Below are 19,977 nucleotides of genomic sequence, written 5' to 3' on the forward strand. Positions count from 1 at the left end.
CCCCCCCCCACGAGGCTGGGGAGGTGTGAGGTGCGGCGCTGTCGGTGCGGGTGGGATTCAAAGGGGCAGCCGCGAGCGGTCACAGGCGACGCAAGCACTGGAAGGAGCGAGCAACACGAGCGACTGAAGCGCGCAGCGAGCGTGTGACCGCCTCGCGGCTGGGGCTTTGCAGGCATTCACCGCCGTTCTGCCACCAGCAGCTGCATATAATTGAGCGGCTGAGGCTGTAGAAGTGCACACCGTGGCAGTAATCGATTATAACCGATCGAGAGTCTATTCAACGACCGCGAGCGCGACCCCCTCCACGTCCCGCACGCCGACCACCTGGTGGCGCCAGCCGTCGCCGGCGTCGACGCAGAGCGTGCCGCCCGCGGTGACGGCGACGGAGAGTCCCGGCCCGTAGCCGAGCGCGACCGCGTCCTCATCGACCGGGAGGTCGGCCACCCGCCACGTCTCGTCGTCCCACGCGTCGGTCCCTCCCGCGGTCTCTTCGGCCCCGTGAACTCGGATCTCCCCGCCGACGACCGCCATCGCGTGGCCGTCGCCGTCGGCCGCGACCGCCTCGGCGACTCCCTCCAGTGCCGTCATCCAGCCGTTGCCGAGCCAGTAGAGCCCGGACCCGGTCGCCGCGAGGGGCATCCCCGAGCCGGCGACGTCGCGGGCGTCGTCGAGGCCCACCGCGGCAAGCGCGGGATCGGAGCCCGTGCCGTCGCCCCCGGAGACCTGATACACGCCGTCGCCGGCGGCGACGAGGGGACCGTCGATCGCGCGCGGGTCCGAGACGGTTCCCGCGTGAGCCGACGTCGACACCGACCCCTCGCCGTCGACCGCGATTCGGTCAATCCCGCCGTCCTCGCCCGCGACGAGGAAGGCGTCGTCGTGGACGCCCACGGCGACGAGAGGGTCGGAGGCAACGGGCTCGAACTCGGGGGTGTCGCCGACAGCGGCGACGCGCAGCCCCTCACCGGTCGCGACCCCGACGAGGTCCGCCCTCGCCTCGGAGGGGAGCACGGCGACGTCGCGGGCCGGCTCGCGGGCGACCATGTCGAACGCGCCGACCTTGTCGGCCGACAGCGCCACCCGGACGACGCCGCCTTCGGTGGCGACGTAGGCGTCGGTGCGGCCCGCCGTCCCGGCGTACACGCGCTTCTCCTCGATCGAGATGTCGTCCTCCGCGGGTGCCATCGGCCGGGGGTTCGGGCGGGGGTCTCATAAGCCCCGCGAGCGGTCGCGCCGAGATCGACCGCCGCCCGCCGATTTCGACGCGCATTAGGTCGGCGACCGCGTAGCGCCGGCCGTGCAATCGGTCGCCGCCGAGGTCGTCGCCCTGCTCGTCGAGGTCGCCCCGCGGCTCGCCCGCATCGCGGCGTTCATCGCGGTCGGCGTCTTCGCCGCCAACGTCGCGGTCGCGTTCGGGCTGATCCGGTACGTCGCCGGGCTGGCGGGGTGGCTCACCCGGCCCGCGAACCTCCCCGACGAGGTGGGCACCGCGATTCTCACGACGGCGGCGTCGACGACCGCGGGCTACGCCACGCTCGCCGAGTACCGCGAGTCGGGGCTGCTCGATGACCGGGCGACGCTCGTCGCGGTGACAATCAACACGTTCTTCGGCTTCGTCCAGCACGTGTTCACGTTCTACATCCCCGTGTTGATCCCGATCTTGGGCGTCGAGAGGGGGGTCGTCTACGTCTCCGCGCGCGCCGGGATCGCGCTGGCGATCACGGTCACGGGCGTCCTCGCCGGCGGCGTCCTGCTCTCCGAGCGCAACGTGGACCGGTCGGCGCTCTCCGAGGTCGACGCGAGCGGTCCCGACGTAGACGAGCGCACGAGCCGCGAGCGCGTCCGAGAGGCCGCCGAGAAGTCGTGGGGCACCCTCCGCCGGATCGTCCCGCGGCTCGCGGTCGTGTACACGCTCGTGATCGGGCTCGTCAACAACGTCGACGTGGAGGCCCTGACGAGCGTCGCCGAGCCGATCACCGGCGTCTTAGGGCTCCCCGGCGCCGCGGTTCCCGTGATCGCCGTCTACACCCTCGACACGACCGCCGGCGCCGTCACCCTCGCCGGCGCCGACCCGGGCGTGTTCACCACCCGGACCGCGGTCGCGAGCCTGCTCATCGGCGGCATCCTCTCGTTCGCCGTCTCCACGTTCCGACGCTCGATCCCCTTCCAGTACGGGATCTGGGGCGCCGAGTTCGGGACGAGGGTGATCGTCGTCAACACCGCGCTGAAGCTCGTCTTCATCTCGGCGGCGGTCGCGCTGCTGCTCGCGCCGGTGTGGTGAGGCGGGGGTCGGTGGAGTGACACGGTCATCGCCGCAACGGCCGATCGCGGCTCTGAGAAACGAGTTATAAATCGAAACGCGGTCGGCGCGCGCCTCTGAGCCCCCAACGGGCGCGAAGAGCGCGTGCGAGGCAGCCCGCGGCGGCGTTTATAAACGCCGCCGCGGCGAGGCTGGGGAGGCGTGAGGCGCTGTGCGGTGCCGTGCGGGTGGGACTCAAAGAGGCAGTCGCGAGGGCGAAGCACGGCGTAGTAAGCACCGCAGCGAAGGAGCGGTAGCGACTGAGCGAGGAGCGAAACAAGCCGCGCGAGTCCTCGCGGCTGGGGCGTTGGAGGTGTTTTCAGTCGATTCCCAGTCAGCGACGTGGAAACGACGGCCAACTGGCAACAACCGACCGGTCACTGGGTGAAATATCCCGCTCGAAACGACTGCGACCTCTCGACTTATTCCAGGTCGAACCGGTCGAGCCGCATCACCTTCGTCCACGCGTCGACGAAGTCCCGCACGAGCTTCTCCTCACCGTCCTCGCTCCCGTACACCTCCGCGATGGCGCGGAGCCGGGAGTGCGAGCCGAAGATGAGGTCCAGTCGGGTGGCCTCCCACGCGACCGCGCCGCTCTCGCGGTCGATCCCCTCGAAGGCGTTCGCGGTCTCCGCGTCCTCGTCGACGGGGCGCCACTCGATGCCCATGTCGAGCAGGTTCACGAAGAAGTCGTTCGTTAGCGTCCCGGGGCTGTCGGTGAGGACGCCGCGGTCCGTGTTCTCGTAGGTGGCGCCGAGCGCGCGCATGCCGCCCACGAGCGCCGTCGTCTCGCCGGCGTCCAGGTCGAGGAGGTCCGCCTTGTCGACGAGCAACTCCTCGGGCTCCTCGTCGCCAGCGTCGCCGATGTAGTTCCGGAATCCGTCGACGCGCGGGTTAAGCGCCTCGAACGCGTCGGCGTCGGTCTGCTCCTGCGAGGCGTCGGCGCGCCCCGGCTCGAACGGCACCGTCACGTCGTAGCCGGCGTCGGCGGCCGCCTGCTCGACGGCGGCGCTGCCGCCGAGGACGATCAGATCGGCCAGCGAGACGCGAACGTCGTCGCGAGAGGCGTTGAACTCCTCCCGGATCCCTTCGAGGGTGTCTAGCACCGTCTCGAGCTCATCCGGCTCGTTGACCTCCCAGTCGCGCTGGGGATCGAGCCGGACGCGCGCGCCGTTCGCGCCGCCGCGCTTGTCGCTGTCGCGGTACGTGGACGCGGAGGCCCACGCGGTCTTGACGAGCTGTTGCCGCGTCAGATCGGCGTCGAGGAGCTCCGTCTTGAGCGCCGCGACCTCCGCGTCGCCGATCAGGTCGTGGTCGACCTCGGGGATCGGGTCCTGCCAGATCATCTCCTCGTCCGGGACCTCGGGACCGAGGAACCGCGACGGCGGGCCCATGTCGCGGTGGGTCAGCTTGTACCAGGCCTTCGCGAAGTTCATCCCGAACGCCATCGGGTTCTCCTGGAACTCCTCCATGATCTCGCGGTAGGCGGGGTCGCGCTTCAGCGCGATGTCCGTCGTGAGCATCATGGGCGTGACCCCCTCGTCGGGGTCGTGGGCGTCCGGGGCGCTCCCGCGGAGCTCCCCGTCCTTGGGCGTCCACTGCCAGGCGCCGCCGGGGCCCTTCTCCGCGACCCACTCGTACTCGAGCAGGTTGTCGATGTAGCCCATGTCCCACTCGGTCGGCGAGCCGGTCCAGGGGCCCTCGATCCCGCTGGTGATGGTGTCGCCGCCCTTCCCGGTGCCGTGGTCGTTCTCCCAGCCGAGGCCCTGCGCCTCGATGGGGGCGGCCTCGGGCTCCGGACCGAGGTTCTCGTCGGGGTCGGCGGCGCCGTGGACCTTCCCGAACGTGTGGCCGCCGGCGATGAGCGCGGCGGTCTCCTTGTCGTTCATCGCCATGCGGTCGAACGTCTGGCGGATGTTCTTCGCCGACAGCTCGGGGTCGGGGTTCCCGTCCGGCCCCTCGGGGTTCACGTAGATGAGCCCCATCACGGACGCGCCGAGCCCCTTGTCGATGTCGCCGGGCTTGTCGAAGCGCTCCTGGGTGTCCATCTCGGACTCCGGGCCCCAGTAGACGGACTTGTCCGGCTCGAAGGCGTCCTCGCGGCCGCCGGCGTAGCCGAACGTCTTGAAGCCCATCGACTCGATGGCGACGTTCCCGGCGAGGATCATCAGGTCGGCCCACGAGAGGGCGCGGCCGTACTTCTGTTTGATCGGGAGGAGCAGCCGCCGCGCCTTGTCGAGGTTCGCGTTGTCGGGCCAGCTGTTGAGCGGCGCGAGCCGCTGCCGACCGCCGGCCGCGCCCCCGCGACCGTCGGCCGTCCGGTAGGTCCCGGCGCTGTGCCACGCCATCCGAATGAAGAGCGGCCCGTAGTGGCCGTAGTCGGCGGGCCACCAGTCCTGCGAGCTCGTCATCAGCTCTTCGAGGTCCGACTTGACCGCGTCGAAGTCGAGCGACTGGAACGCCTCGGCGTAGTCGAAGTCGTCCTCGTAAGGTCCGACGTCGCGGGCGTTCTGGTCGAGCATCTCCAGGTCCAACTGGTTTGGCCACCAGTCGTGGTTTGCCTTCTGAGACATTAGGTTCACCTCCAGCTTCCGGTACCTCGAATAAAAAGGTATTCGCTTTGGAGAGATACACCCAGCAAAAATAACCTGTGTTTTTATATCATAAAAATATGTTTTGATACTGCGAAAACACGGCGACTTTGTTACGCGTCGCCGTTCGTTCACGGGACCGGACGGCCGAGACACGCGGTGAGAAACGATTACCGAACCGATCCGTCCAGAGTTGCACCCGACGACCTCGCGGCTCCGCCCGAACGTGTTCGTCTCAACACGGATGCGGACGGGTCGCGAACGCTCGGACGCATGCCGAGACTCGACGTCCGCGACATACCGCCGGTGAACAGGCACGACCGAATCCACGACGAGTTCGACGGGATCGCCCCGGGCGAGACGCTCACCATCGTCAACGACCACGAGCCGAAGCCGCTGTACTACGAGATGGCCGCCGAAGTGCCCGACTTCGACGAGGAGGGGTACGAGGTTCGGAAAGACGCGCCCGACGAGTTCGTCGCCGAGTTCCCGAAGGTCGAGGGCTGAGACCGCGACGCTACTCGTTCGACGACGACCGCCCGCCTGAGCCGGTCGCCGGCCCTCCGTCGGCGTCGAACAGTCGCGCGAGAGCGCGGGCGGTCGCGTCGCCCGGGGCCGACCGTTCCAGCGCCGCCTCGGGGCGGGACGTGAGCCGCCGGCGCAGGGCGGCGCCGAGGAGACGGACCGTCTCCCGCTGCTCGTCCGTCAGGTCGCCCCGCGCCTCGAGCTTCGAGACCGCCTCCTCGACCTGGCGGCGCTCGATGCCCTCGGCCCGGCGTCGGAGCCGCCGTCGGACGCGGTCCGGGTCGGCTCGCGCGTCGCTCGGGGGAGCCGGTCGCGCGTCGGTCGACGAGTCGGGTCGCGCGTCGGTCGACGAGTCGGGTCGCGCGTCGGAGCGTTCGAGTGCCACATCCGCCCCTCGACTCCCACGCGGGTGAGGGTTCCCTCGAACGTGTTCGGCCCTCGGCTCCCGGCGGGCGCACACTCGACTTCTCGCCGCGCGACGCCGGCGTATGGAGTCCGCCCGCTTCCCGTTCGTCTCCCCCGACGCGGCGCTGATCACCGGCCTGGCCTGACGAGTCTACCGCGAGGGCCACGAGGTGAAGTACCACATCGAGGCCGAAAGCGATCGGGAGATCGGCGACGGGTTCGTTCCCGAGACCGACGACTGGCGCGCTCGCTCCCGCCGCCGGTCGGGTCACCGAGGAACCGTGCGGTGAGCGACGCCGGTTCTCGCTTTCCGACGGACGGACGACCCTCCACGACTTTTTAACCGTCCGGGTCCACCACTCGCGGTATGGCGAAGTACTCGACGGGCGGTGGCGGCGGCGGCGACGACGGCGACGCCTGCGAGCTCTGCGGGCGCGAGACCACGAAGCTCCAGCGGGCGACGGTCGCCGGCGCGAAGCTGCTCGTGTGTTCCGACTGCCGGCCGCACGACGACGCCGGCAACGCGCCCGAAAGCGGGGACCGTTCGGGGTCCGGCGGGAGCCGCGGCGGGAGTTCCGGGGAGAGCCCGGGCGGCGCCAGCGCCGAGTCGAGCGGTCCGGAGAGCCGGAAGAAGGAGCTCGCCCGGAAGCAGGCGAAGATGTACGACTCCGCGACCGGCGACTCCAAGCACTGGGAGGAGGACGGGACGAGCTACGAGTCCGACCGGCTCCCGTACCTCGTCTCCGGCTACGGCGACGACGTGGCGGCGGCCCGGCAGGCGGCCGGCCTCACCGTCGAGGAGGTCGCCGAGGAGCTCGATGTCGACGAGGACGACCTGTTCGCGGTCGAGGACGGGCGGGCCGCGACGGCCGGCGTCGGCGGCTCGGTCGTCCGCGCCCTCGAAGAGCGGTTCGGCGTCGAGATCGTCGACGAGTGACGCGTGCGACGATGAAGGCGATCAAGGACAGCGTCCACGGCCACGTCCGGCTCGGCGACGTCGCCGCCGAGCTGATCGACACGCCCGCCTTCCAGCGGCTGCGCCACATCAAACAGCTGTCCACCGTCCGGCTGGTGTACCCCTCCGCGAACCACACCCGCTTCGAGCACAGCCTCGGCGTCTACCACCTCGCGCGGAGCGCGGTCGAGGGGTTCGACCTCGACGCCGACACCGCCGCCCACGTCCGGGCGGCGGCGCTCCTCCACGACGCCGGCCACGGTCCCTACGGCCACCAGACCGAGGGGATCATCCGGCGCGCGACGGGCCGCGACCACGACGACGTCGCGTGGCTCCTGACCGACGCCGACCGCGAGGTGTGCCAGGTCCTCGAGCGCAACGGGCTCGACCCCGAACGGGTCGCCTCGCTGATCGCGGGCGAGGGTGGACTCGGGGCCCTGGTCTCGGGCGAGCTCGACGTCGACCGGATGGACTACCTCGTGCGCGACGCCCACCACACGGGCGTCCCGTACGGCACGGTCGACACCGGGCGGCTCGTCAACGCGCTCCGGCTCGCGGGCGGCGGGAGCGCGGGCGGCGAGGCGAGCGGCTCCGGCTCGGTCGACCCCGAGCGTGCGGAGCTCGTACTCGCCGAGGGGAACGTCCCGACGGCGGAGAGCCTGCTCGTCGCGCGCTCGCTGATGAACGCGGTCGTCTACCGCCACCACGTCTCGCGGGTCGCCGGCGCGATGCTGGAGCGCGCCTGCGAGCGCTACCTCGACCGGACCGGCACCGACCCGGGGGCGTTCCGCCGGATGGCCGACCACGACCTCCTCGTCGAGCTCCGCGAGACCGTCCCCGAGCTCGGCCGACGCATCGAGCGCCGCGACCTCTACAAGCGGGCGGTGTGGGTCGGGCTGGCCGACGTGCCAGCCGGGACGGTCGACGCGGGCCACGCGGAGGAGGTCGCCGCCGAGCGCGAGATCGCCGACGCCGTCGGGCTGGACCGCGAGGCGGTCGTCGTCGACGTGCCCTCCCGACCCGGGCTGAAGGAATCGGGCTCGACCGTCGTCGTCGACGGCGTGCCGCAGCGCTTGGAGGACGCGTCGGAGCTCGTCGGGGGGTTGCGGAGCGCCGAGCGCTGCCGCTGGACGCTCGGCGTCTACTGTCCGGCCGAACACGTCGACGCAGTCGGCGACGCCGCGCGTGACGTGCTCGGACTCCGCGGCGTCGGCGCGCGGGCCTGACGGGTCAGTCGTTCTGTGGCGCCGGCACCGCGAACACCGGACGGTCGCTCCCGAGGACGACGTCCTGCGTCACGCTCCCGAACATGGCTTTCCCGGTCGGGCTGCGCTTGCGGCCGGAGACGCAGATGGCGTTCGCGTCGACGTCGGCGGCGGCCGCGAGCAGCTCGCCAGCCGGGTCCCCGCTCGCCTCGCGGTGGACGCAGGTGACCCCGGCCGCCTCGAGCGTCTCCCGAGCGCGCCGAACGGCCGACAGCTGGTGGACCGAGGCGCCCTCCGGGTTCTCCCGGAACACGTGGCACAGGTGCGCCTTCATGTCGTCGGCCGCGTGCGGGAGGTCGGCCACGGCCTCCGCCTGCTCGACCGCGCGTCGGTCCGCCTCGTCGTCGATCCCGATGAGTACTTCGTACATGTGCTTACGTTCGCGGACGAGGCATATAAACGATGGCGTGGGTTCCCGCGCGTCGCCACCGGCCCTCCCACTCCTTTTATCAGACGCAGACGAACCGGCCTGCATGATCACGGTCAAGGACACCGTCCACGACCACATCGAGATCGACGGTGTCGCCGCGGCGCTGATCGACACCCCCGCAGTGCAGCGCCTCCGCCACGTGAAACAGCTCGGCACGGTCCAGCTCGTCTACCCCTCCGCAAACCACACCCGCTTCGAACACAGCCTCGGCGTCTACCACCTCGCCAGCCGCGCGCTCGACGGCCTCGGTATCGGGGGGAAGCGGGCCGAGCGGATCGAGGCGGCGGCGATGCTCCACGACGTTGGACACGGCCCGTTCAGCCACAACCTGGAGTCGCTCACCCACCGCCGCACCGGGAAGTACCACGACGACGTCGGCGAACTCCTCGCGACCGGGGCGGTCGGCGAGGTCCTCCGGGACCACGACCTCGACCCGTCCCGGATCGCCGACATCGTCGCCGGCGAGGGACGGTACGCCGGGCTCGTCTCGGGCGAGCTCGACGTCGACCGCATGGACTACCTCGTGCGCGACGCTTACCACACCGGCGTCCCGTACGGCACCGTCGACACCGAGCGGTTCGTCCGGGAGCTGACGTTCGTCGAGCGGGACCGGGAGGCGGGGGAGGGCGGCCCGGACCGCGACGGCCCCGAGCTGGTCCTCGACGAGGGAAACGTCCAGACCGCGGAGAGCCTCCTGCTCGCGCGCGCGCTGATGAACCCGGTCGTCTACACCCACCACGTCGCGCGCATCTCGAAGGCGATGCTGCGACGGGCCGCGAGCGAGCTGCTCGACGCGACCGCGACGACGGCCGCCGAGCTCAGGCGCATGGACGACCACGACTTCCTCGCCGCGATCCGCGACTGCGGGGCGACCGCCGAGCTCTCCCGGCGCTACGACGATCGAGACCTCTACAAGCTGGCGGTGTGGGCCGAGTACGACGACGTGCCCGAGCGCGTCCACGAGGCGGACCACGCGACCGAGACCGACTTGGAGCGCGAGATCGCGCAAGAGGCGGGCGTCGCCCGCGGACACGTTGTCCTCGACGTGCCGCCGGAGCCGTCCATGCGCGAGTCGACCGCCCGCGTGACGGTCAGCGGTGAGGTCCGCCGGCTGGAGCGCCAGTCTCCACTGGTCTCCGCGCTCCGGACCGCACAGCGCAACCAGTGGCGCCTCGGCGTGTACGCCCCCGAGCCGGCCACCGACCGCGTCGGTCGCGCGGCCGCGGACGTGCTCGGGCTCGACCCAGACGGGCTCGTGACCGAGGTCCGCGGCGCGATACCGACGACGCTCGACGAGTTCGAGTAGGCGGACGGGACGCCCTCTCACCGGTCCGTTCCGTGACGTTTTAAGCCCGGGCTGGCGACCGTTGAGTATGCATCTGGAGGGGACGGTACTCGTCGGCGAGGCGTTCGAGCCCGTCGAGGGGCGGGTGGTCGTCGACGACGGCGAGATCGTCCGGATCGAAGAGGCGTCGGTCGAGAGCGACGACGTGATCCTCCCGGCGTTCGTCAACGCCCACACCCACATCGGCGACTCCATTGCGAAGGAAGCCGGCGAGGGGCTCTCGCTCGACGAGCTCGTCGCGCCGCCGGACGGGCTCAAACACCGGCTGCTCCGGTCGGCGAGCCACGAGGAGAAGGTGGCGGCCATGGCGCGGACGCTCCGGTACATGGAGTCGACCGGGACGAGCACGTTCCTGGAGTTCCGCGAGGGCGGCCGCGACGGCGTGGCCGCCCTCCGGGACGCGGTCGCCGGGGAGGGCGTCGACTTCGGCGAGCGCGCGATCGAGCCGGTCGTGCTCGGCCGCGACGACCCCGGCGTGCTCTCGGTCGCCGACGGCTACGGCGCCTCGGGCGCCCGGGACGGGGACTTCGACGCCGTGCGGGCGGACGCCCGCGACGCTGGGAAGCTGTTCGGGATCCACGCCGGCGAGCGCGACGCCGACGACATCAACCCCGCGATGGACTTGGACCCGGAGTTCCTCGTTCACATGGTCCACGCCGAGGGCATCCACCTCGACCGCCTCGAGGACCGGGGCACGCCGGTCGTCGTCTGCCCCCGCTCGAACCTCGTGACGAAGGTCGGCGTCCCGCCGATCCGGGACATCGCGGAGCGCACGACCGTCGCGCTCGGCACCGACAACGTCATGCTCGACTCCCCGTCGATGTTCCGCGAGATGGAGTTCGCCGCGAAGCTGGCCGACCTCCCCGCCCGCGACGTGCTCCGGATGGCAACCGTCAACGGCGCCGAGATCGCGGGGCTGAACCGGGGCATCGTCGAGCCGGGCGCCGACGCCGACCTGCTCGTACTCGACGGCGACTCCGACAACCTCGCCGGCGCGCGCGACCTCGTCCGCGCGATCGTCCGCCGGGCGGGCGCCGCCGACGTCTCGCGGGTCGTGATCGGCGGCGACGAGGTCGGCGGCGACGAGGTCGGCGGCGACGGAGTCGACGCGTCGGGGGACTGAAGCCGGTCGCGTCCGTACCGATCGCCGATGGCAACGTTCTCGCTCCTGGCCGGCCTCGCGCTCGGGCCGGTCGTCGGACTGCTCGCGACGCTCGCGATGGACCGCGTGATGCCCCGGCTCCCGGAGGGAGCGACGGCTCCCGATGTCGCCGCGGGCGTACTCACCGACACGCGGGTCGACGACGCCCCCGAGCGGCTGGCGACGCGGGTCCACTACGTCGCCGGCGGCGGGTCCGGGCTCCTCTTCGTCGGGCTCGTCTCCGCGGTCCAGATCGGCCTCGGCGCCGGCGTCTCGCTCGCGATCGCCGTCGCCTCGCCCGTCATGTTCGCGCTGATGGTCGGCTTCTTCGCGCTCGTTCCGCTCCCGCGCGCACAGGGGCTCCCCCGGCAGCGCCTCTCGCCGATCCGGCGCGACTGGGCGGTCTCGGCCGCGGCGTACGTCGTCGTCGCCGCGGTCCTCGTCGCGGTCGCGGGCGGCGTTTGACCGCGGCCGAGATCCGGTCCCACGCAACGGGAGAGAAACGGTTTAGTCGCTGGCACCTGCCGGATCGCTCATGCACGCCATCACTCGATCCGGCTGGATCGAGGTCATCTCGGGGTCGATGTTCTCGGGCAAGACCGAGGAGCTGTTGCGCCGCCTCCGCCGCTCCGAGATCGCGGGGCAGTCCGTCGCCGTGTACAAACCCGCGGTCGACGACCGCTACGGCGAGGAGACAATCGGCAGCCACACGGGCCGTCAGTGGGAGGCGTCCGTCGTCGACAACGAGGGCGACGGGCCCCTGGACGTCCTCGACGACGAGCCGTTCCCGGAGGTCGTCGCGATCGACGAGGCGAACTTCTTTTCGGACGCGCTCGTCGAGGTCTGTAACGCGCTCGCCGACGCCGGGACCCGCGTGATCGTCTCCGGCACCGACCAGACGTTCCGGGGCGAGCCGTTCGACCCGCTCCCGCAGCTCATGGCGACCGCCGAGTACGTCGACAAGCTCCAGGCGATCTGCTCGCAGTGCGGCGAGCCGGCCTCGCGGAACCAGCGGCTCATCGAGGGCGAGCCGGCCCACGAGGACGATCCGACGATCCTCGTCGGCGCCGAGGAGTCGTACGAGGCCCGGTGTCGCGACTGTCACGTCCTCCGGACCGGCGAGCGCCCGGACGGCGGCCGGCGGTACTTGCCCGACGAGGAGTCGGGATCCGAGGACTCGATCGACGGCGCCGAGGAACCGATCGACGCGAGCGACGACTGAGAGGATAGACGCGAGCGACGGCTGAAGGATAGACGCGAACGGGAACGGTCGCGGGCGCCGACGCTTTTCGGAGCTACTCGCCCGTCCGGTCGTCGAGCGCTCTCGGCGGCTCCTCGGCGTCGGGCTCGGCCGTCGCGGCGCGGTACAGCCCGCCGAGCGAGACGACCGCGAGGACGGCGCCCTCCGTCCGGGCCGCGACGTAGGTCCACTCGCGAGGCTCCACGTCGGCCGCGTCCCGGTACGCGATGCGGGTCCACGCCCGCACGATCGGGCGCGGGGCGAGCGTCTGGACCACTCCGACGAGGCCGACTGCCAACAGCAGGGCTGCTCTCATACCGGCCCCTTCGCCGGACGAGTTCAAAAACGATGCGGGGGGGACGTCGGTGTTCAGAGCGAGCCGCCGCGCCGGCGACTCACACCGGTTCGGCGGCCGCGAGGAACCGCCGACAGGTCGCGGCGGCCCACTCCCGAACCGGGGGCGCGTCCGACCACAGCACCGCGGCGAGCCCCCGCTCGTCGAACAGCCCGACGATCGCGCGCTCGCCGACGAGGAGCACGCCCATCGGGGAATCGCCGCCGTGGCGGGACGCCTCGACGCCGTGCGCGTCGAGCACCGACCGGATCGCGGCGCCGGCGGGACCGTCGAATCGGTCGCCGGCGCTCCCGGTGAAGACGAGTCGCGCCTCCCCGCTGACCCCGTCCGCGACCCCCCGGGCGAGCGACGGGTCGATCCGCGGGATCACGCCGACGACCGAGTCGCCGCCGTCGGACCGTTCGACGAGCGCGGAGAGCCGCGCGGCGGGCCCGGGATCGCCGCCGCGCTCGACGACGGTGACCGGGGTCTCCGGGCCGCCGAGGTCGCCGCCGACAGCCGACTCCACGAGCGCGCGGAGCGAGGCTCCGGGTCCGTCACCGCTCGCCGGTCGGGAGCCGTCGTCACTCATCATCCTCGTCCTCCCGCGGCCGCGCCGGGTACGACTGCCGGCCGCCGGTCGACCGTCGGGCGAGCAGGCGAGCCGTCGCCCGTCGCCGGTCGTCCGGGCGCTCCTGGGTCGTCTCGTCGTAGTACAGCACCGTCAGGCCGAGCCCCGCCCGCAGGAGCTCGTTGGCCGCGAACCGGTACCGGTCGCCGCTCGGCCCGGACGGCGTCGGCGACGCGGACCGGAGGTGGCCCTCGACGAAGAGGTAACCGCCGGGGGCGAGAGCCTCGGAGAGATCGGCAAAGCGGTCGAGGGTGTGGAAGAAGCTCATCGTTATCAGCTCGTACGCCTCGCTCGGGAAGCCGTACGTGGAGATGTCGCCGCAGATCGGTTCGATCCGATCGGTGATCCCGCGCTCTCCGGCGCGCTCCCGGATGATTCTCAGTCCTTCTCGGGAGGTGTCGAGGGCGTCGACCGCGTAGCCGGCCTGGGCGAGGAACACCGCGTTCCGGCCGGTGCCCGCGGCGACATCAAGCGCGCGCCCGTCGGGGACCGAGGGCTCGTACGAGCGCAGCACGGCCGACGGCTCCGGCTCCCGCGGGTACTCGCCCGACGCGAACCGCTCGTCCCACTCGGTCATGGGCGCGCTTGCGTCCGGCCGAGCGTAAACCCCACGGGCGTGGGGGTCGCAGGGCGGGCATGGACGAGACGGAGTCGACCGCGGCGGCCCTCGGCGAGCTGCTGACCGACCGCGAGGAGTCGCTCGCGGTCGCGGAGTCGCTGACCGGCGGGCTGGTGGGGTCGCGCGTGACGGACGTGCCCGGCGCGAGCGCCTACTTCGATCGGGGGTTCGTCACCTACGCGTACGACGCGAAACGGGAGCTGCTCGGCGTCTCCCGGGAGTCGCTCGACGCCGAGGGGGCGGTGAGCGCGACCGTCGCCGAGGAAATGGCCGCCGGCGCGCGGGACCGCGCGGACGCGACGTGGGCGGTCGCCACCACCGGGATCGCCGGCCCGGGCGGCGGCACTGCTGAGAAGCCCGTGGGCCTCGTGTACGTCGCGGTCGCGCACGCCGCGCCGTGGGGGACCGAGGCGTCGTTCGTCCGGAGCGAGCGCGTCGTCCTTGACGGGAACCGGAACGCCGTGAAACGCGGCGCGGTCGACGCCGCGCTCGACGCCTTGGTCCGGGCGATCCGCGAGGTCGACGCCGAGGGGTCAGCGGGCGAGCCGGACGGGTCGCCGCCGTCCGAGTAATTCGGGTGTGCGAGCGTTTATCACCGTGTCCCGTGTACGTCCGCCATGGTCGAACGCGTACTGGTGGCGATGGACGGCTCAGAGCTCTCTAAGCGGGCGCTGCGCTACGCTCTCGACGCGCATCGAGACGCCGACGTGACGGTGTTACACGTCGTCGGCGAGCCCTCCGGGATGATGGGGGCGGCGACGGGTATCGCGCTCGCTGACGACAGCGAGGAGCGGGTCCGGGAGCTCTCCGAGGACGTGTTCGAACAGGCGGGAGAGATCGCCTCGGAGCACGGGGTCGCCGTCGGCGTGGAGTCCGAGGTCGGGTCACCTGCCAGCCGGATCGTAGAGCGCGCCGAGGAGTTCGACGTGGTCGTGATCGGGACGCACAGCGGGTCGCTCGCCGACCGGCTCCTCGTCGGCAACGTGGCGAAGTCGGTGTTTCAGAATTCGCCGGTGCCCGTGACGGTCGTGCGGTAAGCCGGGGGCTCCCGGTCCGCGCCGTCAGCCGTCGATGTACGCGTGACCGACGACCGCGACGATCAGCGCCGCGACCACGATCCACGCGAACGGCTCGACGGCGAGGAGGCGGAGCGGCCGGGCTACCGACTCGTCAAGCCCAAATAACGCCCCGGTGGCGAAGACGATCGCGAGGGCTAGGGCGGTGACGACCCCGGCGACGCCGAGGAGAGCGGTGTCCGTCCGGTCCATACTGCGGATCGGAGCGGGACGAACATAAACGGATCCCGACGGGATCTGCGTCGGTCTCGGAGGAGAGCGCGAAGCCAGGTTGACATCCTCTCCGCCCTGATGGGCGAAGATCCCCACGGCACCGTACCGCTGGGTTGGGCGCTCTTCTGTGGGAGAGTGTTGATGCAGTCGCGGCCGGTTGAGCGAGTGTCGTGACCATTGTTCTGGGAGTCTCTGCAACAGGATCTCATCTCGTCCCGTTCAACAACAAATCGCAACACAGCGGCCCATCAACAATGTGCTACAGAAGAGCGATACGGAAATCCAAACCTAACTAACCGTCGAAGGGTCACGCGAAAGCGTTCTTGAACCCCGAGGAAACACGGAACCTCAAACTCCACTTTGTGGAATCTTCGCCCTTTAGCGCGGGGAGGATGTCAACGAACACGACGTGGAACACGAACCCGAACACGGCTACTGCTACCGTCGTGCGTCGTGGGAGGCCTGCGACCGTTGCTACCTGCCAACAACAGAGTGCAAATACCCCGATGAGAACGTATCGACGCGACCAACGTGAGGTCTCAGCGGTCGTGTTTCACCCCTGTCGAACTCGTCATAAATGACGCTCAGTCGTCGAGCGCGACGATGCGGCCGTCCGCGGTGACGACGAGCACCTCGTCGGTCCCGTCGCCGGTCACGTCGGCGAACAGCGGTCCCGCGTACACCACGGCGGTGCCCACGTCCCCGCGGGCGATCGCCTCGCCGCTGGGGTTCAGTGCGAGCACCTCGCCCTCCCGATTCACCGCGACGGGGCCGGGACCGACGGCCGCGCTGACGGTGCCGACGCCCGGCGCGTTCACCCGGGTGTCGCCCCCGTACTGCTGTTTCCAAATAACCTCCCCGCTGGGGAGGTCGACGGCCCAGACGCTGCGCACGCCGCCGACGTGGACCCGGCCACGGTCCGTCTCGCCAACGGAGAGTGGGAGGTCTTGGAGCCCGATCTCGTACCTGCTGGAGCCGTCGGCGGCGTCAAGCGCCTCGAGGTTCCCGTTCGTTCCGCCGAGCGCGATGACGGGACCGTCCTCCGTGTCGGCCGCGTTCCAATTCAGCGGCGTGACCGACGGCGTCACCGTCCAGCGGACGTCGCCGTTCGCGTCGAGCAGGCGCACCGTGGCCGCCTCGTCGCCGACGGTCGAGACCGCGACCCCGCGGGCGTCGTCCGCCGGGCCGTCGGACTCGTCACCCTCGGGGGCGACGATCAGCGGCCGTCGGTCGACCGGCTCGTCGAGGGTCGTCTCGAACACCGTCTCCCCGCCGCCGTCCACGGCGAGGACGCGACCGTCGGCCGTGGCCGCCGCGACCTCGGCGCTCCCGTCGCCGGTGAGGTCGCCGATCGCGGGGCGGAATCCGCCCGATCCGCCGAGTTCGGCGGTGAAGCGCGTCGCGCCGTCCGCCGCGTCGAGGACGATGAGCGACCCGGACTCGGTCGTGAACGCGACGACCTCCTCGCCGTCGAGCGTCCCGGCGGCGAGGGCGCTCACGTCGGGCGGATCGTCGCCCGTCGCGTCGCCGTCGCCCCCGCCGGCCCCGTCGACGGACGAGGGCGGGGCGCGCCACTCGACGTCCCCGCCGACCGCGGTCGCGCGGACGACGCGCTCGCCGTCCTCGACGGTCGACTGGAGGACGAGCGAGTCGCCGTCCATCGTGGCGACGACCGCGCCGCTCCCGTCGTCGCCCGCGACGGGCGCCGTCTCCCACACGATCTCTGAGTCGGTCGCGGCGTCGTCGACACCGACGAACGCGAAGAGGGCGACGCCGACGCCGGTCGCGCCGCCGGCGAGGAGGATCAGGCTCGCGAACAGAACGCGGCGGTCCATTAGTGACCGGTTCGGGCGTCGCGGGCATACCACTGTCGGATGCGGGTGGCGGGGGCACGGCGAACGGCCGGAGAGCGCGCCGGCTACAGCAGGGTGGCGACGCTGTCGGCGTGGGTCTCGCCGACGAGCTCTCGGAGTGCGTCCGGGTCGCGCTCGCCGTTCGCGTTGACGAGGTAGACGGCGCCGTCGCGCTCGCCGTACGCGCCGTGGAAGTCGTACACGAAGCCGTACACGTCGGCGTCGGCCGCGGTCTCGGTCTCGCGGGCGACCGCCACCTGCTCGTGGACGTTGTACTCGACGAGGCGGTTGTGGAGGCTCGCATCGGCGCCGTCGGCTTCCCCGCCTCCGCCGATCGCCGCGAGGCCGGCCTCGACGGTCGGGGCGAGCTCCTCGACGTCCGCCCGGACGCCGGGGTCGTCAGGGACGGCGTCGTCGCGGACCGCGGCGAGGGCGGCGCCGACGGCCCCGCAACCGGTGTGCCCGACGACCGCGAGGACGCCCGTTCCGGTGTGTGCCAGGGGGTAGGCGACGCTACCGGAGAGCACGCGCTCGCCGTCGACGACGCTGCTCACGCGGTTTCCGATGTTTCCCGCGGTGAAGAGGAATCCCGGCCGGTCGACCGCCCACATCCCCTCCTGCGAGACGCGCGAGTCCGAACAGCAGACGGAGACGACGGGCGGCCGCTGGCCGTCGCGCCGGGCGGCGAGGTCGGCCGCGGCGGCGGAGTCGACGTGGTCGTCGTTCCCGTCGAGGAGGTCGGCGAGGAGGTCGCGGGTCATACGCTGATGATCGGTCGTACGGCCAGTTTAGACCGCGATCCCGGTGATCTGGATCAGAAATCCGAGGACGAACACGGCGAGCAGCGCGATCGTCGCGACCACGACGGCCGGCGCGAGGGCCTCCTCGTTCTGGTCGAGGACGATGCTTTCCATGTCTTGCATACGAGTCGCGTCGTCGCCGCGGGGTTTGAACGCTTCGCTCGCCTCCGAGACCCGAGACGCCCCCGAGGTCGGACCCGCCGGACGCTGAAGGGAACTTTCTTCTACTTCTCGGCGGACCGTACAGGTAGATGAGCAACGGAGGGCGACGACTCGCCGGACCGGACGGAGGCGCCGATGTCGAACCGTGACGCGGCCGACGGCGCTGGGCTCGCGGGAGCGGACTCCGGGACCACGGCATCCGCGGGTCCGGTCACCGATCACGACGCTGACCCGGCCGCGGCGACCGACGCGGAGGGGCCCGAGGCCGAGGCGGGCGCCCTTGCGGTCGTCTGCGGGCTCCCCGGAGTCGGCAAGACGACGGTCGCCGAGCGCGTGGCGGCCCATCTCGACGGGGAGATCCTTCGCACGGACGTGATCCGCAAGGAGCTGTTCGGCGATCCCGAGTACACGGACGCGGAGACCGAGGCGGTGTACGCGGAGCTGATCGACCGGGCCCGCGAGCGCGTCGTCGACGGCGACGCCGTCGTCCTCGACGCGACGTTTGCCGACGCCCGCTTCCGCGCCGACGTCCGAGAGACGGGCGAGCGGGCGGCCGCCTCGTTCGACCTCGTGGAGGTCGAGTGCGACGAGGCGGTCGTCGAGCGACGCATCGAGCGCCGCGACGGGATCAGCGACGCCGACTTCGAGGTCCACCTCCACTTCAGGGACGTCTTCGACCGGATCGAGACCGACCACGCCGTCGTCGACAACTCGGGGGACGAGGCGGCGACGCTCGCGCAGGTCGACGCGGCGTTCGACGACTCGGTCGATGAGGCGTCTGACGGTGCGGTCGGTGAGGCGTCCGACGGTGCGGTCGACCGCGACGGGTGAGCGGCGGGCGGCAGGCCCGCCCGTCTCGGTGCGTGCTATTGATCCGCACGACAATCGCGCACACGCGTCTCCCATCACTTATACCCACGAACGCACTACGATGTGTATGAGCGAAGAATCCGGGCGTCGGAACCTCCGAATGCCCTCGGACGACGAAGTGTTCGCCGTGGTGACGGAGCATCTCGGCGGGAACCACGTCCGCCTGCGCTGCGTCGACGGCGAGACGCGACTGGGCCGGATCCCCGGCCGCATGAAGTACCGCACCTGGATCAGCGAGGGCGACGTCGTGCTCGCCGAACCGTGGGACTGGCAGGACGAGAAGGCGAACGTCGAGTGGCGCTACGACGACGACGACGCGGACCAGCTCCGGCGCGAAGGACACATTCAGTAGTCGCTTCCGGGCGTCCGTCGACCGTCTCAGAGTAACTCACCGCGTAGCGACGGGTCTCGCCCGGTGTGCTCGCCGCGCTCCGTTCCCGCTCGCGGTGATGTTCGCGTCGGCGGCAGCCTCCTCGACGGATCGAATCAGGCGAACAGCAGAACGATCACGGCCGCGAACGCCAGCTCGCCGCCGACGAGGAAGACGGCGACCAGCCAGTAGCGGTAGGTCCAGATCCACTCGACGGTCCGGTTCCATCGGGCCGCGAGCGGGCCCTCTTCGGTGGCGTCCTCGCTCTCGTTGCGCCCCCTCACGTACGTCTCGTCGAGCCGCCACCCCTCGTCGGGGTCGTACGTCGCGGGGATCCGCGTCCCGACCAGCTCGTCCACGTCGAGCGGCGAGACGCCGGCGGCGTCGAGGAACGCGAGGAACGCCTCGGACTCCGCGAGAGACCCGTTCCGGGGCGCCGGGAAGCGCTCGACGTGGGTCGTCCCGCCGTGCGGCGGGCGAAGCTCGACGGCGACGCGGCGCCCCGTCGACCGCAGCGCGGTCACGACGAGGACGCTCTCCTCGTCGTTGAGGTACGCCTCTCGGAGGCGACGCTGGACCTCGCCGTCGACGGCCCCCGTTGCGCCGGAGGTCTCGTCGGGCGTCCTCGCCGCCTCGGGGGGCTCGTCGATCGCTTCCGTCAGCTCGCCGCCGTCGCCGGGTGGCGGCCCGGTCCCGTGCCCGTCGTCGGAGGGGTCGTCGGGCATTCGACCGGCGGTTGGCGACGCGCGCTGATAAGCCCGTGGCAGCCGCGAGGGCGAGGCTCGACCGGACCTCGGGGCCCACCGACCGTCTCGTCCCGGAAACCGTTTGAACCTCGGCGGCTACCCTCGGG

The 19,977-nt window shown here is 71.4% G+C and carries 24 protein-coding genes and 1 pseudogene; 13 read left to right on the forward strand and 12 right to left on the reverse strand.

Annotation, left to right across the window (positions count from 1 at the left end; all coding sequences use genetic code 11):
* Positions 1-273: 273 nt before the first annotated feature.
* Positions 274-1,185, reverse strand: coding sequence for an HVO_0234 family beta-propeller protein (locus tag N5096_RS02220; protein ID WP_267662710.1), 912 nt, complete (start codon positions 1,183-1,185; stop codon positions 274-276).
* Positions 1,186-1,297: 112 nt separating this feature from the next.
* On the opposite strand from N5096_RS02220, the gene N5096_RS02225 reads away from it, so the two are divergent.
* On the forward strand, positions 1,298-2,281 hold the full coding sequence (locus N5096_RS02225) for a nucleoside recognition protein (protein WP_267662711.1): 984 nt from the start codon (positions 1,298-1,300) through the stop codon (positions 2,279-2,281).
* A 440-nt stretch (positions 2,282-2,721) separates the two neighbouring features.
* On the opposite strand, the gene katG is transcribed toward N5096_RS02225, so the two are convergent.
* Complete coding sequence (gene katG, locus N5096_RS02230; protein WP_267662712.1) at positions 2,722-4,872, reverse strand: catalase/peroxidase HPI; 2,151 nt, start codon at positions 4,870-4,872, stop codon at positions 2,722-2,724.
* 291 nt (positions 4,873-5,163) lie between these two features.
* On the opposite strand from katG, the gene N5096_RS02235 reads away from it, so the two are divergent.
* On the forward strand, positions 5,164-5,397 hold the full coding sequence (locus N5096_RS02235; protein ID WP_267662713.1) for a DUF2249 domain-containing protein: 234 nt from the start codon (positions 5,164-5,166) through the stop codon (positions 5,395-5,397).
* 10 nt (positions 5,398-5,407) lie between these two features.
* Here N5096_RS02235 and N5096_RS02240 read toward each other — a convergent pair whose 3' ends face one another.
* Positions 5,408-5,800 (reverse strand): glutamyl-tRNA reductase, encoded by a 393-nt coding sequence (locus N5096_RS02240; protein WP_267662714.1) that lies wholly within the window; start codon positions 5,798-5,800, stop codon positions 5,408-5,410.
* Between the two features lie 103 nt (positions 5,801-5,903).
* On the opposite strand from N5096_RS02240, the pseudogene N5096_RS02245 reads away from it, so the two are divergent.
* From N5096_RS02245 to N5096_RS02255, 3 genes and pseudogenes are all read left to right on the forward strand, one after another.
* A pseudogene (locus N5096_RS02245) lies at positions 5,904-6,068 on the forward strand (phosphoribosylamine--glycine ligase); the annotation flags it as partial.
* Positions 6,069-6,187: 119 nt separating this feature from the next.
* Positions 6,188-6,757, forward strand: coding sequence for a helix-turn-helix domain-containing protein (locus N5096_RS02250; protein ID WP_267662715.1), 570 nt, complete (start codon positions 6,188-6,190; stop codon positions 6,755-6,757).
* Positions 6,758-6,768: 11 nt separating this feature from the next.
* Positions 6,769-8,001, forward strand: a complete 1,233-nt coding sequence (locus N5096_RS02255) for an HD domain-containing protein (protein ID WP_267662761.1) — start codon at positions 6,769-6,771, stop codon at positions 7,999-8,001.
* Between the two features lie 4 nt (positions 8,002-8,005).
* Here the strand turns inward: N5096_RS02255 and N5096_RS02260 are convergent, their stop codons facing one another.
* The gene (locus tag N5096_RS02260) at positions 8,006-8,410 is read right to left on the reverse strand and encodes a universal stress protein (protein WP_267662716.1); all 405 of its coding nucleotides are present in this window, start codon (positions 8,408-8,410) and stop codon (positions 8,006-8,008) included.
* A 103-nt stretch (positions 8,411-8,513) separates the two neighbouring features.
* On the opposite strand from N5096_RS02260, the gene N5096_RS02265 reads away from it, so the two are divergent.
* From N5096_RS02265 to N5096_RS02280, 4 genes are all read left to right on the forward strand, one after another.
* Positions 8,514-9,776, forward strand: coding sequence for an HD domain-containing protein (locus N5096_RS02265; protein WP_267662717.1), 1,263 nt, complete (start codon positions 8,514-8,516; stop codon positions 9,774-9,776).
* Between the two features lie 67 nt (positions 9,777-9,843).
* Positions 9,844-10,938, forward strand: coding sequence for an amidohydrolase family protein (locus N5096_RS02270; RefSeq protein WP_267662718.1), 1,095 nt, complete (start codon positions 9,844-9,846; stop codon positions 10,936-10,938).
* A gap of 27 nt (positions 10,939-10,965) precedes the next feature.
* Entirely contained in the window at positions 10,966-11,421 is a 456-nt protein-coding gene (locus tag N5096_RS02275) for a hypothetical protein (RefSeq protein WP_267662719.1), read from the forward strand.
* 70 nt (positions 11,422-11,491) lie between these two features.
* Positions 11,492-12,178, forward strand: a complete 687-nt coding sequence (locus tag N5096_RS02280; protein ID WP_267662720.1) for a thymidine kinase — start codon at positions 11,492-11,494, stop codon at positions 12,176-12,178.
* Between the two features lie 73 nt (positions 12,179-12,251).
* On the opposite strand, the gene N5096_RS02285 is transcribed toward N5096_RS02280, so the two are convergent.
* From N5096_RS02285 to N5096_RS02295, 3 genes are all read right to left on the reverse strand, one after another.
* Complete coding sequence (locus tag N5096_RS02285; RefSeq protein ID WP_267662721.1) at positions 12,252-12,512, reverse strand: hypothetical protein; 261 nt, start codon at positions 12,510-12,512, stop codon at positions 12,252-12,254.
* Between the two features lie 79 nt (positions 12,513-12,591).
* A complete protein-coding gene (locus N5096_RS02290; protein ID WP_267662722.1) occupies positions 12,592-13,122 on the reverse strand; it encodes a transcriptional regulator FilR1 domain-containing protein in 531 nt (176 codons plus the stop codon).
* Entirely contained in the window at positions 13,115-13,738 is a 624-nt protein-coding gene (locus N5096_RS02295) for a class I SAM-dependent methyltransferase (protein WP_267662723.1), read from the reverse strand. The genes N5096_RS02290 and N5096_RS02295 overlap by 8 nt, the downstream gene beginning before the upstream one ends.
* A gap of 59 nt (positions 13,739-13,797) precedes the next feature.
* Here N5096_RS02295 and N5096_RS02300 point away from each other — a divergent pair, with 59 nt between their 5' ends.
* Both N5096_RS02300 and N5096_RS02305 read left to right on the forward strand, forming a co-directional pair.
* Positions 13,798-14,352 (forward strand): CinA family protein, encoded by a 555-nt coding sequence (locus N5096_RS02300; RefSeq protein ID WP_267662724.1) that lies wholly within the window; start codon positions 13,798-13,800, stop codon positions 14,350-14,352.
* 45 nt (positions 14,353-14,397) lie between these two features.
* Positions 14,398-14,817, forward strand: coding sequence for a universal stress protein (locus N5096_RS02305; protein ID WP_267662725.1), 420 nt, complete (start codon positions 14,398-14,400; stop codon positions 14,815-14,817).
* Positions 14,818-14,841: 24 nt separating this feature from the next.
* Here the strand turns inward: N5096_RS02305 and N5096_RS02310 are convergent, their stop codons facing one another.
* The 4 genes from N5096_RS02310 to N5096_RS02325 all read right to left on the reverse strand — a co-directional run bounded on the left by N5096_RS02310 (position 14,842) and on the right by N5096_RS02325 (position 17,845).
* On the reverse strand, positions 14,842-15,048 hold the full coding sequence (locus N5096_RS02310; protein ID WP_267662726.1) for a hypothetical protein: 207 nt from the start codon (positions 15,046-15,048) through the stop codon (positions 14,842-14,844).
* 605 nt (positions 15,049-15,653) lie between these two features.
* A complete protein-coding gene (locus N5096_RS02315; protein ID WP_267662727.1) occupies positions 15,654-16,904 on the reverse strand; it encodes an outer membrane protein assembly factor BamB family protein in 1,251 nt (416 codons plus the stop codon).
* Positions 16,905-16,987: 83 nt separating this feature from the next.
* A complete protein-coding gene (locus tag N5096_RS02320; protein ID WP_267662728.1) occupies positions 16,988-17,683 on the reverse strand; it encodes a carbonic anhydrase in 696 nt (231 codons plus the stop codon).
* 27 nt (positions 17,684-17,710) lie between these two features.
* Entirely contained in the window at positions 17,711-17,845 is a 135-nt protein-coding gene (locus N5096_RS02325) for a hypothetical protein (protein WP_267662729.1), read from the reverse strand.
* A 174-nt stretch (positions 17,846-18,019) separates the two neighbouring features.
* Between N5096_RS02325 and N5096_RS02330 the strand changes: the two genes are divergently transcribed.
* Positions 18,020-18,715, forward strand: coding sequence for a P-loop nucleotide/nucleoside kinase family protein (locus N5096_RS02330; protein WP_267662730.1), 696 nt, complete (start codon positions 18,020-18,022; stop codon positions 18,713-18,715).
* A gap of 106 nt (positions 18,716-18,821) precedes the next feature.
* Positions 18,822-19,106, forward strand: a complete 285-nt coding sequence (eif1A, locus tag N5096_RS02335) for a translation initiation factor eIF-1A (RefSeq protein WP_123112614.1) — start codon at positions 18,822-18,824, stop codon at positions 19,104-19,106.
* Between the two features lie 134 nt (positions 19,107-19,240).
* On the opposite strand, the gene N5096_RS02340 is transcribed toward eif1A, so the two are convergent.
* A complete protein-coding gene (locus N5096_RS02340; protein WP_267662731.1) occupies positions 19,241-19,849 on the reverse strand; it encodes a hypothetical protein in 609 nt (202 codons plus the stop codon).
* Positions 19,850-19,977 lie beyond the last annotated feature (128 nt).

Source organism: Halorubrum yunnanense (assembly GCF_026586675.1).
Classification (GTDB): domain Archaea; phylum Halobacteriota; class Halobacteria; order Halobacteriales; family Haloferacaceae; genus Halorubrum; species Halorubrum yunnanense.

What these genes read in the sequence shown, in the direction of transcription:
- N5096_RS02220 (WP_267662710.1), bottom strand. Translation starts at nt 1,185, where the DNA reads ATGGCACCCGCGGAGGACGACATCTCGATCGAGGAGAAGCGCGTGTAC.
- eif1A (WP_123112614.1), top strand. Translation starts at nt 18,822, where the DNA reads ATGAGCGAAGAATCCGGGCGTCGGAACCTCCGAATGCCCTCGGACGAC.
- N5096_RS02310 (WP_267662726.1), bottom strand. Translation starts at nt 15,048, where the DNA reads ATGGACCGGACGGACACCGCTCTCCTCGGCGTCGCCGGGGTCGTCACC.
- N5096_RS02265 (WP_267662717.1), top strand. Translation starts at nt 8,514, where the DNA reads ATGATCACGGTCAAGGACACCGTCCACGACCACATCGAGATCGACGGT.
- N5096_RS02260 (WP_267662716.1), bottom strand. Translation starts at nt 8,410, where the DNA reads ATGTACGAAGTACTCATCGGGATCGACGACGAGGCGGACCGACGCGCG.
- katG (WP_267662712.1), bottom strand. Translation starts at nt 4,872, where the DNA reads ATGTCTCAGAAGGCAAACCACGACTGGTGGCCAAACCAGTTGGACCTG.
- N5096_RS02285 (WP_267662721.1), bottom strand. Translation starts at nt 12,512, where the DNA reads ATGAGAGCAGCCCTGCTGTTGGCAGTCGGCCTCGTCGGAGTGGTCCAG.
- N5096_RS02290 (WP_267662722.1), bottom strand. Translation starts at nt 13,122, where the DNA reads ATGAGTGACGACGGCTCCCGACCGGCGAGCGGTGACGGACCCGGAGCC.
- N5096_RS02270 (WP_267662718.1), top strand. Translation starts at nt 9,844, where the DNA reads ATGCATCTGGAGGGGACGGTACTCGTCGGCGAGGCGTTCGAGCCCGTC.
- N5096_RS02255 (WP_267662761.1), top strand. Translation starts at nt 6,769, where the DNA reads ATGAAGGCGATCAAGGACAGCGTCCACGGCCACGTCCGGCTCGGCGAC.
- N5096_RS02300 (WP_267662724.1), top strand. Translation starts at nt 13,798, where the DNA reads ATGGACGAGACGGAGTCGACCGCGGCGGCCCTCGGCGAGCTGCTGACC.
- N5096_RS02340 (WP_267662731.1), bottom strand. Translation starts at nt 19,849, where the DNA reads ATGCCCGACGACCCCTCCGACGACGGGCACGGGACCGGGCCGCCACCC.
- N5096_RS02325 (WP_267662729.1), bottom strand. Translation starts at nt 17,845, where the DNA reads ATGCAAGACATGGAAAGCATCGTCCTCGACCAGAACGAGGAGGCCCTC.
- N5096_RS02275 (WP_267662719.1), top strand. Translation starts at nt 10,966, where the DNA reads ATGGCAACGTTCTCGCTCCTGGCCGGCCTCGCGCTCGGGCCGGTCGTC.
- N5096_RS02295 (WP_267662723.1), bottom strand. Translation starts at nt 13,738, where the DNA reads ATGACCGAGTGGGACGAGCGGTTCGCGTCGGGCGAGTACCCGCGGGAG.
- N5096_RS02330 (WP_267662730.1), top strand. Translation starts at nt 18,020, where the DNA reads ATGTCGAACCGTGACGCGGCCGACGGCGCTGGGCTCGCGGGAGCGGAC.
- N5096_RS02315 (WP_267662727.1), bottom strand. Translation starts at nt 16,904, where the DNA reads ATGGACCGCCGCGTTCTGTTCGCGAGCCTGATCCTCCTCGCCGGCGGC.
- N5096_RS02280 (WP_267662720.1), top strand. Translation starts at nt 11,492, where the DNA reads ATGCACGCCATCACTCGATCCGGCTGGATCGAGGTCATCTCGGGGTCG.
- N5096_RS02235 (WP_267662713.1), top strand. Translation starts at nt 5,164, where the DNA reads ATGCCGAGACTCGACGTCCGCGACATACCGCCGGTGAACAGGCACGAC.
- N5096_RS02250 (WP_267662715.1), top strand. Translation starts at nt 6,188, where the DNA reads ATGGCGAAGTACTCGACGGGCGGTGGCGGCGGCGGCGACGACGGCGAC.
- N5096_RS02320 (WP_267662728.1), bottom strand. Translation starts at nt 17,683, where the DNA reads ATGACCCGCGACCTCCTCGCCGACCTCCTCGACGGGAACGACGACCAC.
- N5096_RS02305 (WP_267662725.1), top strand. Translation starts at nt 14,398, where the DNA reads ATGGTCGAACGCGTACTGGTGGCGATGGACGGCTCAGAGCTCTCTAAG.